Source organism: Streptomyces sp. SID13726, assembly GCF_010548375.1.
Lineage (GTDB): Bacteria > Actinomycetota > Actinomycetes > Streptomycetales > Streptomycetaceae > Streptomyces.
In genome coordinates this window covers 334915-350157 of sequence record NZ_JAAGLY010000006.1, presented here as the reverse complement: position 1 = coordinate 350157, position 15243 = coordinate 334915, and the positions used below count along the sequence as shown (strand labels likewise).

The window sequence follows — 15243 nt, the reverse complement described above, 5'->3', positions numbered from 1 at the left end:
TGGGATGACTTTTACATCGCGTGCGTCACCTGTCAAACCGGTGACGAAGGCTGATTGGCGTTTTCGGCCACGGGGCGTATCGACGATAAGTGCTACAGTAATGTGACACTTAATGGTTGGGTGTGAGGCCCTGGAGAGGGAGGAAGCGCATGATCACCTACGACCGGCTCTACATCGGTGGCTCCTGGGCCGACCCGAGCGACCCGAAGCCGCTGGACATCCGATCGCCCCACGACGGGACGGTGATCGGCCGTGCGGTCCAGGCGCGGCCGGACGACGTGGACCGTGCGGTGGCCGCGGCGCGTGCGTCGTTCGACGCGGGGGTGTGGCGCCTGACCCCGCCCGCGGAGCGGATCGCGGTCCTACGGCGCTTCAACACCTTGCGTGAGGAGAGCGCGGAGAAGGTGGCCCACCTGATCTCGTTGGAGAACGGCTCGGCCGCCTGGTTCACCCGCGCAGGACAGCCCGGTCTGACCCGGCAGGCGAACGCCTACCTCAGCGCGGCGGAGGAGTTCGGCTGGGAGGAGACGCTCGCGCCCTCCGACCCCTCGTCGCCGGTGCGCAGCGTGGTGCGCCGGGAGGCGATCGGTGTCGTGGCCGCCGTCATCCCGTGGAACTCGCCCTTCTCCTCGGCCACTTCGAAGATCATCCCGGCCCTGCTCGCGGGCAACTCCGTGGTCCTCAAGGTGTCCCCGGAGAACTCGCTGAGCATGGGCTTCCTGGCCGAACTGCTGGAGCGGACGGGCCTGCCCGAGGGTGTGATCAGCGTCCTGTCCGCAGACCGCGAGACCAGCGAACACCTGGTGTCCCACCCGGACGTCGACAAGATCGCCTTCACCGGCTCGACGCGGGCCGGCCGCCGGATCGCCTCGATCGCCGGCGAGCAGCTCAAGCGGGTCAGTCTGGAGCTGGGCGGCAAGTCCGCCGCGGTGATCCTGCCGGACGCCGACGTCGAAAAGGCCGTGGCGGGACTGAAGTTCGGCTCCTTGCTCAACAACGGCGAGTCCTGCATCGCCCAGACCAGGATCCTGGCCCCGCGCGGCCGGTACGAAGAGGTCGTGGCCGCTCTGAAGGAGCTGGTGGAGTCGCTGAAGGTGGGCGACCCGAGCGACCCCGACACCTTCATCGGCCCGATGATCCGCCCCGACCAGCAGGAGCGGGTCCGCGACTACATCCGGCTCGGCATCGACGAGGGCGCCCGCCTGGTCACCGGCGGGCCGGAGATCCCCGAGGGCCTGGAGAGGGGCAACTACGTCACGCCGACCGTCTTCGCGGACGTCGACAACTCCATGCGGATCGCGCAGGAGGAGATCTTCGGCCCGGTCCTGGTCGTCATCCCTTACGACGACGAGGACAACGCCGTCCGCATCGCCAACGACTCGGAGTACGGCCTCTCCGGCGGCATCTGGTCCGCAGACGAGGACCACGCCCTCGCGATCGCCCGCCGCATCCGCACCGGAACCGTCACGGTCAACGGTGCCTCCGTCGCCTTCGACGGCCCGTTCGGCGGCTTCAAGGCGAGCGGCATCGGGCGCGAGTACGGCGCGGTGGGGCTCGGGACGTACACCGAGTACAAGACGATCACGGTCTGAGCGCTCCTTGGCGGGGTGGCGCTGTGCGGTGATTTCCGTAACCGGTTAGACCGATGACTCGACGGGTGTGCCGCGCACTTTTCTCGGGCCCCGGGGGTCATCACGTGGTCCCGCGAGGCGGTGACGCCCTTCGTTCGTCACCGTCTTGACAGGTGACGCTCTTGAGGTGCACGCTGATCGCACAGTCCAGGAAGTGGAGAACGGCCATGAGCAAGGACCTCGCCATGGACGCCGACACGGCAGCCCGGCACACCCGCTTCGGCAAGCTCCCCGAGCGCATCCGCTTCGAGGACATGACCGAAGAGGTGGAGTCCGCACCGGGCGGCGGGGCGAACGCCTCCTACGACCCGGCGGGCAACTGGAAGTACTACTCGTGCCTGGCCCTCGACCTGGGGCTGTAGCTCGGCGACGCTCAGGCCGTCCGGCGGGAGTGCCTGGGGCTCTCCCCGGGGAGACGCGGCCGGTGGCCGGCGTCGGGGTGCGCGACCAGTCGTACGGCGGACCCGGCCGAGCGTCGGCGCGAGGCCAGTCGCTCGGCGTGGGACAGGGACGGCCACATCACGTCGTCGCCGCCCGCGACCAGGAGGACGTCGGCCCTGGCCCGCTCCACCGGGATCTCCGCCGCTGGGGGAGTCCAGGAGTCGTCCAAGGGGGCGAAGGGGGAGGGGCTGTTGGCGTCGGCTCCACGACGATCGATACGGGTGCTGCGCTCCGTCACGGCCTGGTCCGACGTTGCACCAGGCCAGGGACGTGGGGGACAGGGCGACGACCGCGTCGACTCGCGGATCGTGCACGGCGGTGAGCAGGGCGGCCTCGGCTCCCTTGGAGGTGCCCAGGACGCCGATGGGCCCTGTCCCGGTCGACACGTCCGCTGGAGCCTGCCAGGACCAGCACGCCGACGTCGCCGCCGTGGGCGTACGGGCGGCCGGGACCGACCAGGGCTCGGTCAACTCCCGCTCGACGACCTCCACTTGACCCGTCTGATCAGCGCGTGGCCGAAGCGGGCGTGTCCTTCTTGCGGGCTCGGTACGCGGCCGCCTTGATCTTGTTGCCGCAGGACTCCATGCCGCACCACTGCCGCCGCATGCCCCGCGAGCGGTCGATGTAGACGCGGGTGCACTCGGGGTTGCCGCACTCCTTGAGCAGGGGGACGTCCGGGCCGCTCAGCAGCTCCACGGCCTGGCGGGCGACGGTGGCCAGGGCCTGCTCCGGGGTCGCGTCGGTGTGCCGGCCCGCCAGGGTGAGCTGCGGTGTCGCGGGAGCCTTGCGCGCGGCGGCGTTGAGCACGGCGAGGGCCTCACGGTCGAAGCCCTCGCCGAGGCGGCGGTCGGTGACGAGCCGGTAGACGGCCTCGCGTACCGTGGTCGCCGCCCGGACGTCGTCCTCCTCACCGGGAGTGATCGCGTCCACGAGCCCCGACTCCAGGTACCAAGCGTTGAGCCGCTCCGGGGTCACGAACATCTCGAAGCGGGTCGAGCGCCGGGCGCGGAGGGTGGCCGCGAAGTCGAGGGCCGGGTGCCCGCAGACGAAGACGTGGTTCAGATTCACATCACCATTTTGACAGGTGACTGTCGGGGAGTGCAAGGAAAGTCACCGTCCTGGGCGGTGCTCGCCGGAGGATATGCGTTCATCGCGCGGCCAGCCGCATCTCACGGCCCTGCCACCGTCGTCGCAGCCAGCGATCATGACTCGCGACCACGATCGCGCCCGGGCCGGTGCCCAGCGCCCTCTCCAACTCGTCGCACAGGCGCGGGGAAAGGTGGTTGGTGGGCTCGTCGAGCAGGAGGAGCTGCGGCGGGCGGGCCACCAGCAGGGCCAGGGCCAGCCGGCGGCGCTGCCCCACGGACAGCTCTCCGACCTGCTTGTCCAGGTCCGCCTCGGCCAGCAGGCCCAGGGAGCGCAGCGGCACCTGCTCCGCCCGCGCCGGGCCGAGCGCCTGCGCGTAGGTGTCGTGGACCTTGCGCTCGGGCCGCTCGAACACGGTGTCCTGGGCGAGCAGCCCGACCGTCAGTCCGTGTCGCCTGCGCACCTCGCCCTCTGCGGGGAGGCACCCGGCGAGTACGGCGAGCAGGGTCGACTTGCCCGTCCCGTTGCCGCCCGTGACCAGCAGCCGGTCGGTCGCGGACACCTCCAGGCCGGACAGGGCGAGCCGACCGGGCACCCGTACGTCGTGCAGGGCGATGAGCGGCTGCGGGCCCTCCTCCGCACGGGCGGCCAAGTCGCCGGCGGCGAAGCGCAGCGGGCGTGGGGGCTGCGCGACCTGGGTGCGCTCCAGCTCCTCCAGCCGCCGGGTGGCGTTGCGGACCCGGCGGGAGATCTGGCTCTGCACCCGGCCCGCGCGATGGCCGTACCCCATCTTCTCGTTGTCGCGCGGTGCCCGGTCCGGAGCGACCCGGCGCGCGGTCACGCCCGTCGCTTGGCGCAACTCCGCCAGTTCCTCCTGCTGTTCGGCGTACCGCCGCTCCCAGCGCTCCCGCTCGGCGCGCTTCTCGGCCAGGTAGGCGCTGTAGTTGCCGCCGTAGCGCACCGGTCCTTCGACCGCCGGGTCCAGGTCGATCAGATCGGTGCAGACGGCGTCGAGGAAGGCCCGGTCGTGGCCGGCGAGCACGACGGTCCCGGGCAGGGCGCGGAGTTGTTCCTCCAGGAAGGCGGCGGCGCCGTCGTCGAGGTGGTTGGTGGGCTCGTCCATGAGCAGGGCCGGGGGCCGCCGTACGAGAAGCGCGGCCAGGGCCAGCCGCCCGCGCTGCCCGCCGGAGAGCGAGCCGAGCGCGCGGTCGGGCGCGAGTGCGCCGAGCCCCAGACCGTCCAGTACCAGGGCGGAGCGGCGGTCGGCGTCCCAGGACTCCCGGTCCTCGGCCTGTTCGAGGCGGCGGCCGTAGGTGTCGAGGAGTTCCCGGTGGCCGGGGTCGGCCTCGGGGACCCGGGCGAGTTCCGCGCCGAGCCTCTCCAGTTCTGTGAGGTCCTCGCGGGCCTCGCGCAGCGCCTCGTCCAGGACCGCGGCGAGGGTGGCGCCGGTGTCGAACGGCATCTCCTGGTGGAGGAAGCCGAGGTCGCGGGGGCGGGTGACGGTTCCCGCGTCGGGTTCGTCGACGCCGGCCAGCACCCGGAGCAGGGTGGACTTGCCGACGCCGTTCTCCCCGATCAGGCCGATACGGCGGCCGGGGGAGGCGGTCAGGGAGACGCCGTCGAGGACACGACGGCCGCCCAGGGTGCGGACGAGGTCGTGGGCGAGCAGGGCGGGCTGGGGCATGGGAGGTCCGTCCGACGTGTTCGGTGGTCGGCCCGCCGGGCACGGAGCCTCGGTCGCGGGCCACTGCACACGCCGGCGGCTCACACCTCGGGGGCTCCCGTCTCCCGGAGTGTCCCGTCGGCCAGCCGCAGCCGTCGGTCCACCCCGATCGCGGCGAGGAACCGCTCGTCGTGGCTGACCACGACGAAGGCGCCCCGGTAGGAGTTGAGCGCACTCTCCAACTGGCCCACGCTCACCAGGTCGAGGTTGTTGGTCGGCTCGTCGAGCAGCAGCAGATGCGGGGCCGGTTCGGCACACAGGACGCAGGCGAGGGTGGCGCGGAGCCGTTCGCCGCCGGAGAGCACGTGGACCGGCAGATGCGCGCGGGCGCCCCGGAAGAGGAAGCGGGCCAGGATGTTCATCCGCTCCGCCTCGGGCCGTTCGGGCGCGGACAGGGCGAAGTTCTCCGCCACGGTACGGTCCGGGTCCAGCAGGTCGAGGCGCTGTGAGAGATAGGCGATCCGGCCGTCGTTGCGGGTGATCTCCCCGCCGTCCGGGGTGAGTTCACCGGTGATCAGGCGCAACAGGGTGGTCTTTCCCGCGCCGTTGGGCCCGGTGAGTGCGATGCGCTCGGGGCCGCGGATGCTCAGGGTGACACCGTCCACGGCGAACACCGCCCTGTCGCCGAGCCGGGCCCGCATCCCCTCGCCGAGGAAGAGGGTCCGCCCCGCGGGCACTTGGGTGTCGGGCAGGTCCAGGGCGAGGCGCTGCTCGTCGCGGAGTGCGAGCCCGGCCTCGTCGAGGCGGGACTTGGCCTCGCCGACCCGCGAGGCGTGCATCTGCCCGGCCCGGCCCGCGGACTCCTGCGCGCCCCGCTTCATGGTGCCGGCGAAGATACGCGGCAGACCGGCGCTCTTGAGGTTGCGGGCGGCGTTGCTCGCCCGGCGCTCGGCGCGCTCGCGGGCCTGCTGCAACTCCCGCTTCTCCCGCTTGAGTTCCTGCTCGGCGTTGCGGACGTTCTTCTCGGCGACCTCCCGCTCGGCGCGCACGGCTTCCTCGTACGCGGTGAAGTCACCGCCGTAGAACCGCAGTTCGGTGCTGCCGAGTTCGGCGATCCGGTCCATGCGGTCGAGCAGTTCGCGGTCGTGGCTGACCAGCAGGAGACAGCCGTTGAAGTCGTCCAGTACGTCGTACAGCCGGTGCCGGGCTTCCAGGTCGAGGTTGTTGGTCGGCTCGTCGAGCAGCAGCACGTCCGGGCGCTTGAGGAGCTGGGCGGCGAGTCCCAGGGAGACGATCTGGCCGCCGCTGAGCGTGCCGAGGCCGCGGTCCAGGGTGAGTTCGGTCAGGCCGAGGCGGTCGAGCTGGGCGCGGGTGCGCTCCTCGATGTCCCAGTCGTCGCCGATGACGGCGAAGTGCTCCTCGCCGACGTCCCCGGACTCGACGGCGTCCAGGGCGCGGATCACGTCGGCGACGCCGAGCACCTCCGCGACGGTGAGATTCCCGGTGAGCGGCAGGCTCTGCGGGAGATGGCCGAGCGTGCCACCGACGGTCAACGAGCCGCCCGTGGGCTTGAGTTCACCGGCGATCAGCTTGAGCAGGGTGCTCTTGCCGGAGCCGTTGGGGGCGACCAGGCCGGTGCGGCCCACGGGCACGGAGAAGGACACGCCCTGGAACACGGGGGTGTCGTCGGGCCAGGAGAAGGAGAGGTTCGAGCAGACGACGCAGGCGTCGGACATGGAGGTGACCTCGGAGGCACTGAGGGCAGAGCACGGAGTTCCGCCCTGGGCAGACGTGGGGAAAGGGGTACGACGAGACGGACCACCCCGACAGCGCTTCCGAGCGCAGGCCGGTGGCCGTCAGTTCCGGATCTCATCCGGAGATGTCGTCTTCACCCACCACGTCTGTGACTCCTCGATACACGGGTCTACGTCGTCCGCAGCCTAACAGCCGTCGCCGCGAGTGCCCGGGCCTCCCGGCTCACGCGCCTGGACCGACTCCGGGACCCGTCCCCACCCGGTAGCGCACCGGCAGAGACACCACCCCGCGGATGATTCCGGACCCGATCCACTCCAACGAGTCGGCAGGGATGGCGAGTTCGAGTTCCGGAACGCGGGCGAGGGGCACGCGCGGGCGATCGTCGGGCCGGGGCACGTCGAGTACGGCGGGGCCGTCGCCCCCGGCCCGCGGGGCGTTGTCCCCGGCCCGCGGGCCGTCGTTCCCGGTCTGAGGCCGGTCAGCAGTCCGTGCAGACCGGCCAGTGCCGGGCGGTGTTCGGGCGAGGCCACCTGGAGTGCCAGCGCGGACCAGCGGCGGAAGTCGGGCCGGACCTCCTCGGGGATGCCGAGGAGGTCCGCGACGACCGTGGCGGGCGGCGGGGAGTTGAACGCCTCGACCAGGTCGACTCGATACGCGGCGCCAGTTCGGCCGTACGGCGTGGGGTGAACGCGGCGGTGGCCAGTCGGTGCAGCCGGGTGGGCTCGGGCGGGTGGGATCGGGCGGGTCGGCCGCCGGCATCTGGGTGCCGAGTCCGACCGCCGGTTTGTGCAGGACGTGTCCGGCGGCGGGCGTGGCGTCCTTGAGCCGCGCCGGGTGGGTGAGCGCCTCCCGGGCCAGGTCATGGCCGACGATCACCCAGCCCTTGAGGCCGAGAGGGATGGGCCCGCGCTTCCTCGACTCGGCGTACCGCGCGGGCGCGTCCGCCTTGAACGCGGGGTCGATGACCACCCGGCCGTCCTGGTGCGGGCATTGCTCGTCAAGGCTCGACACACGTCTCTCCCGCTCCGGTGGCCGGTGGCCGGTCGCCGTGGCCCGGGATCACGCGGCACGCAAGGGTCCCGCGAACGACCGGCGCAGGGAACCGGGGGCGACCACCGGCAGCAGCGCGGCCAGCATCCTGCCCTTGAGCGTGGCCGGTCGGCGCGTCAGCTCGACGTCGACGCGGGTGCCCGTGCCCTCGGGAGTCATCCGGAAGACCCAGCCGCCGCCCGGACCGAAGAGCTTGGAGTCGAGCGTGGTGACGGTGACGAGGTCCCCGCTCGGCTCCCACGCGTAGCGCACCCGCTCCCAGGCGGCCGCGGTTCCCTCGGTGACCTCGGCCCAGGTGGCGCCGAGCTCGTGCACCTCGAAGTGGTCCGCGTCGATGGTGGGCCACTGTCGCACGCGCGCGGGGCTGAAGTCGGTCAGCACCTCCAGCACGTCCTTCGGGCCGAGCGCGGAGACGAGATGGAACCGTACGACTGCCATGGGTTTCCTCACCGAGAAAGTAACCGTCTTGACTGGTGACGAGAACGTCCCATGTTCATGCATCACCTGTCAAGACGGTTACTTTTCGGGGCTGTTCAGCTCCGGTGCTCGGCCTGGAACATCCAGCTCTGCTTCTCCAGGTCGGCGGTGAGGCCGATCAGCAGGTCCTGGGTCACGGCGTCGGCCGGGCCGGTCCGCTCGACGCGCTCCCGGACCCGTTCGATCACGGCGGAGAAGGCCGTCACCAGGGCGCCGACCGCGTCCACGTCCTTGGTCCAACCGGGTGAGAACTCCGGGACCCCGCTCGTGGCGGCGACGGTGGCGGCCCGGCCGTCCGGACTGACGCCCAGCGCGGCGGCGCGCTCGGCGACCGTGTCGGCGTAGTCGCGGGCGGTGGTGACCACCTCGTCGAGCTGGAGGTGGATGGAGCGGAAGCGTGGCCCGTAGAGGTTCCAGTGCGCCTGCTTGGCGACCAGGGACAGGTCGAGCAGATCGACCAGGGTCGCCTGGAGCGCGCTGCCCGCGATCTCACGTTCCTTCTCCGGCAGGGGGCTGTTGATGACCGTCATGTGCGCGGGTCCTTTCCGGGGGTCGTCGGCATCCGCATGCCACCCTGTTCAGGCCCTTCGGGGTCCCGCAACCGCTGCCAGGACCCCCGGCGGTCGCGCGGGCGTACGGTCAGGTCAGGCCGCGTTTGTGTGGATGCCGACACTTTCTCCCGAGGACTGTTCCCTGATTGGCAAGCGACCGCTTAGTATGCGGTGGACCCCGGTCCGACCCCGGCATGACGACGCAGTCCCGTGGAGGCCCCCCATGCAGGCATGGCAAGTGCACGAGAACGGCGAGCCCGGCGAGGTGATGCGCCTCGACGAGGTGGCGCGGCCCGTGCCCGGCCAGGGCCAGGTCCTGCTGAAGGTGCGCGCCGCGAACATCAACTTCCCGGACGTGCTGATGTGCCGCGGCCACTACCAGGTCCGCCCGCCGCTGCCCTTCACGCCCGGCGTGGAGATCTGCGGCGAGACCGAGGACGGGCGGCGCGTGATCGCCAACCCCGCGCTGCCGTACGGCGGTTTCGCCGAGTACGCCGTCGCGGACACCGCCGCTCTGCTGCCCGCGCCCGACTCGCTGGACGACGCCGAGGCGGCCGCCCTGCACATCGGGTACCAGACGGGCTGGTTCGGTCTGCACCGGCGGGCTCACCTGGAGGCCGGGGAGACCCTGCTCGTCCACGCTGCCGCAGGAGGGGTCGGCAGCGCGGCCGTGCAGCTCGGGAAGGCCGCCGGGGCCACCGTCATCGGAGTCGTCGGCGGTGCCGACAAGGCGGTCGTCGCCCGGGAGCTGGGCTGTGACGTGGTGATCGACCGGCGGAGCGAGGACGTCGTCGCCGCCGTGAAGGAAGCCACCGGAGGCCGGGGCGCGGATGTGGTCTACGACCCCGTGGGCGGCGAGGCCTACACGCAGTCGACCAAGGTCGTCGCCTTCGAGGGACGCATCGTGGTCGTCGGCTTCGCCAGCGGGAACATCCCCAGCCCCGGCCTCAACCACGCCCTGGTGAAGAACTACTCGATCCTGGGCCTGCACTGGGGCCTGTACAACACCAAGAACCCCAAGCTGGTCCAGCACTGCCACGAACAGCTCACCGAACTGGCCGCCCGGGGCGCGATCAAGCCGCTGGTGAGCGAGCGGGTGCCGCTGGCCGGAGCCGCCGACGCCGTGCAGCGCCTCGGCGACGGGGTGACCACCGGCCGGATCGCCGTCGTCCCGTCGCTCGGCGGGCCGGGCACGCCCGGACAGGGAGCCGCCGCATGACCGACTCAGCCGAACTCCAGCGCCGCACCGCCGAGTTGCTGGCCGCCCACCCGCCCGCGACCACGGACCGACTGGACTTCCTCAAGGCCCGCTTCGACGCCGGACTCGCCTGGGTGCACTATCCGGAGGGCCTCGGCGGTCTCGGCGCGCCCCGCTCCCTCCAGGTCGTCGTGGACGCCGGGCTGGAGGCCGCGGGCGCTCCCGACAACGACCCGCGGCGCAACGGCATCGGCCTCGGCATGGCCGCGCCGACCATCCTCAAGTACGGCACCGAGGAGCAGAAGCAGCGCTATCTGCGGCCCTTGTGGGTGGGGGAGGAGGTCTGGTGCCAGCTGTTCAGCGAGCCCGGTGCCGGCTCCGACCTCGCCGCGCTCGGCACGCGTGCCGTCCGTGAGGGCGACGACTGGGTGGTCAACGGACAGAAGGTGTGGACGTCCGGCGCCCACAACTCCCGCTGGGCCATCCTCATCGCCCGCACCGACCCGGACGTGCCCAAGCACGCGGGCATCACCTACTTCATCTGCGACATGACCGACCCCGGCGTCGATGTCCGCCCGCTGCGGCAGATCACCGGCGAGGCCGAGTTCAACGAGGTCTTCCTCACCGACGTCCGCATCCCCGACGACCGCCGCCTCGGCGAGGTCGGCGACGGCTGGCGGGTCGCGCAGACCACCCTCAACAACGAACGCGTGGCCATCGGCGGCATGCGCCTGCCCCGCGAGGGCGGCATGATCGGCCCGGTCTCGAAGACCTGGCGCGAACGCCCCGAACTGCGCACCCAGGACCTCCACCAGCGGCTCCTGAAGCTCTGGGTCGACTCCGAGGTCTCCCGCCTCACCGCCGAGCGCCTGCGCCAGCAGCTCGTCGCCGGACAGCCGGGCCCCGAGGGCGCCGGCATGAAGCTCGCCTTCGCCCGCCTCAACCAGGAGATCAGCGGCCTGGAGGTCGAACTCCGCGGCGAGGAGGGCCTGTTGTACGACGACTGGACCCTGCGCCGCCCCGAGCTGGTGGACTTCACCGGCCGTGACGCCGGCTACCGCTATCTGCGTTCCAAGGGCAACAGCATCGAGGGCGGGACCACCGAGGTCCTGCTGAACATCGTCGCCGAGCGCGTCCTGGGCCTGCCGTCCGAGCCGCGCACCGACAAGGACGTCGCCTGGAAGGACCTCGCCCGATGACCGATCTGCTGTACTCGGAGGAGGAAGAGGCACTCCGGGCCGCCGTACGGGACCTGCTCGCCGACCACTGCGACGCGCCCGGCGTCATCACGCGCACCGAGTCCGACGCCCCGCACGACCTGGAAGCCTGGAAGGCGCTCGCCGACGGCATGGGCCTCGCGGGTCTCCTGGTCCCGGAGGACCAGGGCGGCCAGGGCGCCACTCACCGCGAAGTCGCCGTCGTCCTGGAGGAGTTGGGCCGTGCGGTCGCCCCCGTACCCTACCTCACCAGCGCGGTCGTCGCCACCGAGGCCCTGCTGTCCTGCGACGCCGGCGAACTGCTCGCCGAGCTCGCGAGCGGACGGAAGATCGGCGCCCTCGCCGTCGCCCTGAACATCGCGCCGGGCGGCGCCTACAAGGTCGTACGCCATGAAGGCGGCGCCCTGCACGGGGAGTTGACCGCGATCGCGGACGCGCAGGCGGCCGATGTGCTGCTCGTGCCCGCGGACGACGGCGGGCTCTACGCGGTCGACGCCGACGCGGTGACCGTCACCCCGCAGATCTCCTTCGACCTGACCCGGCCGCTCGCGACGGTCACCCTGGACGGGACACCGGGCCGTCTGCTGGGCGACGCCGAACCCGCTGTGCTGCGCGCGCTGCGGGCCGGAGCCGGACTGCTCGCCTCCGAGCAACTCGGGCTCGCCGACTGGACGTTGACCGAGACCGTGCGCTACCTCAAGGAGCGCAAGCAGTTCAACCGGCCCGTCGGCGGATTCCAGGCACTCAAGCACCGGCTCGCCCAGCTGTGGCTGGAGGTCGTCAACCTCCGTGCCGCCGCCCGGAACGCGGCCGACGCGCTCGCCACCGGTGCGGACGCCGACGTGGCGGTCGCCGTCGCCCAGGCCTACGCGGCGCCCGTCGCCGTCCACGCGGCCGAGGAGGCGCTCCAGCTGCACGCCGGCATCGGCATGACCTGGGAGCACCCGATCCACCTCTACCTGAAGCGGGCCAAGTCCGACTCGATCGCGTACGGCACCGCGGGCACCCACCGCGCCCGACTGGCCGAACTCGTCGACCTCCAGGCGCCCTGAGCGGCCCTCCGCCCAAGTCCGGTGCATGCCGGTGAAGCCCGCCCCACCTGGGGCGGGCTTTTCCGTGCGGCTGCGCGGAAGGAGTGAACGAGCGGCGGCAGTCCGGCCAACTCCTGGCACGTACCGGTTCATTGGGGCCGCACCGGCCTCATACTCCCTGTGGTTCCGACCCGCCCCACAGGGAGGCAGAACATGGCCCGCATCACTCGTCGCAGAGCCCTCACCGCCCTCGGCGCCACGGCCGCGGCGGTGCTCGCCCCGCCCGCCGGCAGCGCCTGGGCCGACGGCCACAAGCACCGCCCCCGCCCGTTGTGGCGCGCCCACGCCCACAACGACTACGACCATCCGCGCCCCCTCTTCGACGCCCTCGACCACCGGTTCGGCAGCGTCGAGGCCGACATCTTCCTCGTCGGCGACCAGCTCCTCATCGCCCACGACGCGACCGACCTCGATCCCACCCGCACCCTGGAATCCCTCTACCTCGACCCGCTGGCAAGGATCGTCAAGGCCAACCACGGTTCCGTCTACCGTGGTTACCGGCAGCCTCTCCAGCTGCTCATCGACATCAAGACCGAGGGTTCCTCGACGTACCTCGAACTCGACCGCCATCTGCGGCGCCACAAGCACCTGTTCACGACCTACGTCCACGGGAGGATCGTCCCCGGCCCGGTCACCGCCGTGATCTCCGGCGACCGCGCGGCCCGTGTCCCGATGGAGGCGCAGACCGTACGGCGGGCCTTCTACGACGGCCGTCTCACCGACCTCGGCAGCCCGGCGCCCGCCTCCTTCATCCCGCTGATCAGCGACAACTGGACGCTCAACTTCACCTGGCAGGGCGTCGGGGCCTTCCCGGACGCCGAGCGGCAGAAGCTGCGGAACATCATCGGACAGGCCCACGCGCGCGGCCAGAAGGTGCGGTTCTGGGCCACCCCGGACCTGGCGGGCCCCGCCCGCGACGCGCTGTGGACCGAACTCCTCGCCGCCGACGTCGACTACTTCAACACCGACGACCTGGCGGGCCTGGAGGCCTTCCTGGACGCCCACCGGTAGCCGCCGCAGGGCGGGCCCGGACACCACCCGTTCGGAGGATACTTCAGCCGCCCGGACCAACCCTCCGCTACGCCACACTTGCGGCCGAACGCCGCGAAAAGGACCTGGCGGCGTGGCGGAGGAGGCTGTCCATGGCGATTTCCATCTCGATGCTGGTGCTGCTGCTGATCCTGGCGGTGATCTTCCTGCGCAGCGGCGGACTCAAGGCCTCCCACGCGGTGGTGTGCGCGCTGCTCGGCTTCTTCCTCGCCAGTACGAGCATCGCGCCCACCATCCACAGCGGCCTCACCGCGACGGCCGACATCGTCAGCAGTCTGCGGCCCTGACCTCAGCTCCCGGAGAAGACGCCGATGCCGTTCGGGACGGGGCGTTCGGCCCCGCCCGAGGGGTGGTTGAGGGCGGTGACGGCGGTCGTGCCCGGCATCCGGGCGGCCATCGTCGTGGAGCCGCCGCCGTCCAGGCTGAAGGCGTCGGCCGAGCCCAACGTCCGCATGGTGTCGGCCACTTCGGCGATGGTCAGCCCGGTGCGGTAGGCCGGTGCCCCGTCCAGCGCGAGCAGGTACAGCCGCCGCCCGCCGTCCGCGAGCCCCACGGCCGTACGCACGGCGGACGTCGTGTCGTCGAGGCCGGGCAGGGGAAGGCCGTCGGTGAGGACCGGGTAGCCGCCGAGCGCGAAGCGGTACGGGACCCACGACGAGGCCGCGACCAGCCGGTGCCGGACCGTCACCGCCTCACCGACGGAGAGCTTCCGGAGCTGCTGCGCGCCCGCCTCGCGGCCCACGAGCACGGTGGTGCCGTCGGCGATCGGCCCGCTGCCCGGGGTGTCCGCCGCGGAGACGACCTGGCCGGCGCGGACCGTCACCTCGTAGGTGTCGGTGCTGCACGGCGCGGCCCGGTCGGTGTCCGTCCCGCAGGTCGCCCGCACCCGGGACACGCTGCCCCAGTCCGAGGTGTAGGCCCCGACCGAACCCACCGGCAGCGCGTACTGGTTGAGCCCGCCCAGCGGGAGCTGCCCGTCCGGGGTGCCGACGGACCCGTCGAGGGCCAGGTCGTCCAGCCGGGCCCGTCGGTCGGTGCCCACCCCGAACACGTCCTCGGTGCCGGTGCCGGGCGGCAGCGCGGGGCCGAAGCGCTGGCCGTTCGGCACCGCCGCCTTCAGCTCGCGGCCCTCGGCGATCGCCGGGCCCACGGTCGCGCCGGTGGCCTCGACGCCGGGGTGCTGGGTCTCCGTGATGTTGAAGAAGTCGCCGTTCACCCCCGCGAGGGCGCCCTGCGCGGTGGCCAGCCGGGACACCGGGGCCCGCGCGGCCACCGCCCCCGGGTACAGCAGCTCCAGCCGCACCCGCGGATCGCGCAGGTCCACCCGGAGCACATGGGCGCGGGTCACCCCCGCGGCCGCGTAGATGTCGAACTGCCGGTACCCGACGCCCGACGCGAGCTGTGTCCACTCCGGCGCGGCGCCGGCCGGTGCCGCCCCCACCAGGGCCGCACCGGCCAGCGTGCCGAGTGCCGCGAGGAACGTCAGTACCGATCTGCCTGCGCCGAAACGTCTTTGACGGTGCGTCACAGCTCTCCCTGAGGTCGCGTCAACTGTCCCAGAACCCAGGGGAAGTGCACCAGACGACGACGGCCCGAGGGGCTACTGGGCGCCGACCACACGCGAACGGATGAGGAAACGCACCCCCTCGGGTGCCTCCAGCGAGAATCCGCTGCCCCGTCCCTCGACGACATCGACGATCAGGCGGGTGTGGCTCCACACCTCGAACTGGCTCCGCGACATCCAGAACGTCACCGGCTCCTCGACCCCCGCCACGTCCAGCTCGGCCAGCAGCACGTCCGAGCCACCGGTACGGAACTCGCCCGCCGGATAGCACATCGGCGCGCTCCCGTCGCAGCAGCCACCCGACTGATGGAACATCAGCGGCCCGTGCATCCCGTGCAGCCTGCGCAGCAGCTCGGCGGCCGCCGGCGTGAGCTCGACACGCGGCACCTCGTCGTACCCGGCACGTGCGGAATCCTCGTCCATGGTCGTCGAGTCCAGCACGGCGAAGGTTGCGAGGGGGTTGCACACC

17 protein-coding genes are annotated in these 15243 nt (G+C 72.0%); 8 read left to right on the top strand and 9 right to left on the bottom strand.

Annotated features, from left to right (window positions below):
• Window positions 1-149: 149 nt before the first annotated feature.
• On the top strand, window positions 150-1592 hold the full coding sequence (locus tag G3I78_RS18695) for an aldehyde dehydrogenase (RefSeq protein WP_164425867.1): 1443 nt from the start codon (window positions 150-152) through the stop codon (window positions 1590-1592).
• A gap of 206 nt (window positions 1593-1798) precedes the next feature.
• Entirely contained in the window at window positions 1799-1993 is a 195-nt protein-coding gene (locus G3I78_RS18690; RefSeq protein ID WP_164425865.1) for a hypothetical protein, read from the top strand.
• Window positions 1994-2004: 11 nt separating this feature from the next.
• Here the strand turns inward: G3I78_RS18690 and G3I78_RS52040 are convergent, their stop codons facing one another.
• The gene (locus G3I78_RS52040; RefSeq protein ID WP_343243799.1) at window positions 2005-2310 is read right to left on the bottom strand and encodes an acyl-CoA thioester hydrolase/BAAT C-terminal domain-containing protein; all 306 of its coding nucleotides are present in this window, start codon (window positions 2308-2310) and stop codon (window positions 2005-2007) included.
• A 125-nt stretch (window positions 2311-2435) separates the two neighbouring features.
• Here G3I78_RS52040 and G3I78_RS52855 point away from each other — a divergent pair, with 125 nt between their 5' ends.
• Window positions 2436-2567 carry a hypothetical protein gene (locus tag G3I78_RS52855; RefSeq protein ID WP_275424830.1) on the top strand — a complete coding sequence of 44 codons (132 nt, stop codon included), beginning with the start codon at window positions 2436-2438 and terminating at the stop codon, window positions 2565-2567.
• Between the two features lie 9 nt (window positions 2568-2576).
• Here the strand turns inward: G3I78_RS52855 and G3I78_RS18680 are convergent, their stop codons facing one another.
• From G3I78_RS18680 to G3I78_RS18655, 6 genes are all read right to left on the bottom strand, one after another.
• Complete coding sequence (locus G3I78_RS18680; RefSeq protein WP_164425863.1) at window positions 2577-3140, bottom strand: ABATE domain-containing protein; 564 nt, start codon at window positions 3138-3140, stop codon at window positions 2577-2579.
• Window positions 3141-3219: 79 nt separating this feature from the next.
• Window positions 3220-4842 (bottom strand): ABC-F family ATP-binding cassette domain-containing protein, encoded by a 1623-nt coding sequence (locus G3I78_RS18675; RefSeq protein ID WP_164425861.1) that lies wholly within the window; start codon window positions 4840-4842, stop codon window positions 3220-3222.
• Between the two features lie 80 nt (window positions 4843-4922).
• A complete protein-coding gene (abc-f, locus tag G3I78_RS18670) occupies window positions 4923-6557 on the bottom strand; it encodes a ribosomal protection-like ABC-F family protein (protein WP_164425858.1) in 1635 nt (544 codons plus the stop codon).
• Window positions 6558-6798: 241 nt separating this feature from the next.
• On the bottom strand, window positions 6799-7587 hold the full coding sequence (locus G3I78_RS18665; protein WP_239157904.1) for a hypothetical protein: 789 nt from the start codon (window positions 7585-7587) through the stop codon (window positions 6799-6801).
• 48 nt (window positions 7588-7635) lie between these two features.
• The gene (locus G3I78_RS18660) at window positions 7636-8064 is read right to left on the bottom strand and encodes a hypothetical protein (protein WP_164425857.1); all 429 of its coding nucleotides are present in this window, start codon (window positions 8062-8064) and stop codon (window positions 7636-7638) included.
• Window positions 8065-8159: 95 nt separating this feature from the next.
• Window positions 8160-8633, bottom strand: a complete 474-nt coding sequence (locus G3I78_RS18655) for a DNA starvation/stationary phase protection protein (protein ID WP_164425855.1) — start codon at window positions 8631-8633, stop codon at window positions 8160-8162.
• Window positions 8634-8877: 244 nt separating this feature from the next.
• Between G3I78_RS18655 and G3I78_RS18650 the strand changes: the two genes are divergently transcribed.
• The 5 genes from G3I78_RS18650 (at window position 8878) to G3I78_RS18630 (ending at window position 13497) form a co-directional block, all read left to right on the top strand.
• Window positions 8878-9873 carry an NADPH:quinone oxidoreductase family protein gene (locus G3I78_RS18650; RefSeq protein WP_164425853.1) on the top strand — a complete coding sequence of 332 codons (996 nt, stop codon included), beginning with the start codon at window positions 8878-8880 and terminating at the stop codon, window positions 9871-9873.
• Window positions 9870-11051 carry an acyl-CoA dehydrogenase family protein gene (locus tag G3I78_RS18645; RefSeq protein WP_164425851.1) on the top strand — a complete coding sequence of 394 codons (1182 nt, stop codon included), beginning with the start codon at window positions 9870-9872 and terminating at the stop codon, window positions 11049-11051. The genes G3I78_RS18650 and G3I78_RS18645 overlap by 4 nt, the downstream gene beginning before the upstream one ends.
• The gene (locus G3I78_RS18640) at window positions 11048-12121 is read left to right on the top strand and encodes an acyl-CoA dehydrogenase family protein (protein WP_164425849.1); all 1074 of its coding nucleotides are present in this window, start codon (window positions 11048-11050) and stop codon (window positions 12119-12121) included. The genes G3I78_RS18645 and G3I78_RS18640 overlap by 4 nt, the downstream gene beginning before the upstream one ends.
• A gap of 192 nt (window positions 12122-12313) precedes the next feature.
• Window positions 12314-13171 carry a phosphatidylinositol-specific phospholipase C/glycerophosphodiester phosphodiesterase family protein gene (locus tag G3I78_RS18635; RefSeq protein WP_164425847.1) on the top strand — a complete coding sequence of 286 codons (858 nt, stop codon included), beginning with the start codon at window positions 12314-12316 and terminating at the stop codon, window positions 13169-13171.
• A gap of 131 nt (window positions 13172-13302) precedes the next feature.
• Entirely contained in the window at window positions 13303-13497 is a 195-nt protein-coding gene (locus tag G3I78_RS18630) for a hypothetical protein (RefSeq protein WP_164425845.1), read from the top strand.
• Between the two features lie 2 nt (window positions 13498-13499).
• On the opposite strand, the gene G3I78_RS18625 is transcribed toward G3I78_RS18630, so the two are convergent.
• Both G3I78_RS18625 and G3I78_RS18620 read right to left on the bottom strand, forming a co-directional pair.
• A complete protein-coding gene (locus G3I78_RS18625; protein ID WP_164425843.1) occupies window positions 13500-14738 on the bottom strand; it encodes a phosphodiester glycosidase family protein in 1239 nt (412 codons plus the stop codon).
• Between the two features lie 72 nt (window positions 14739-14810).
• Window positions 14811-15197 (bottom strand): DUF779 domain-containing protein, encoded by a 387-nt coding sequence (locus G3I78_RS18620; RefSeq protein ID WP_164426289.1) that lies wholly within the window; start codon window positions 15195-15197, stop codon window positions 14811-14813.
• Between the last annotated feature and the right edge of the window lie 46 nt (window positions 15198-15243).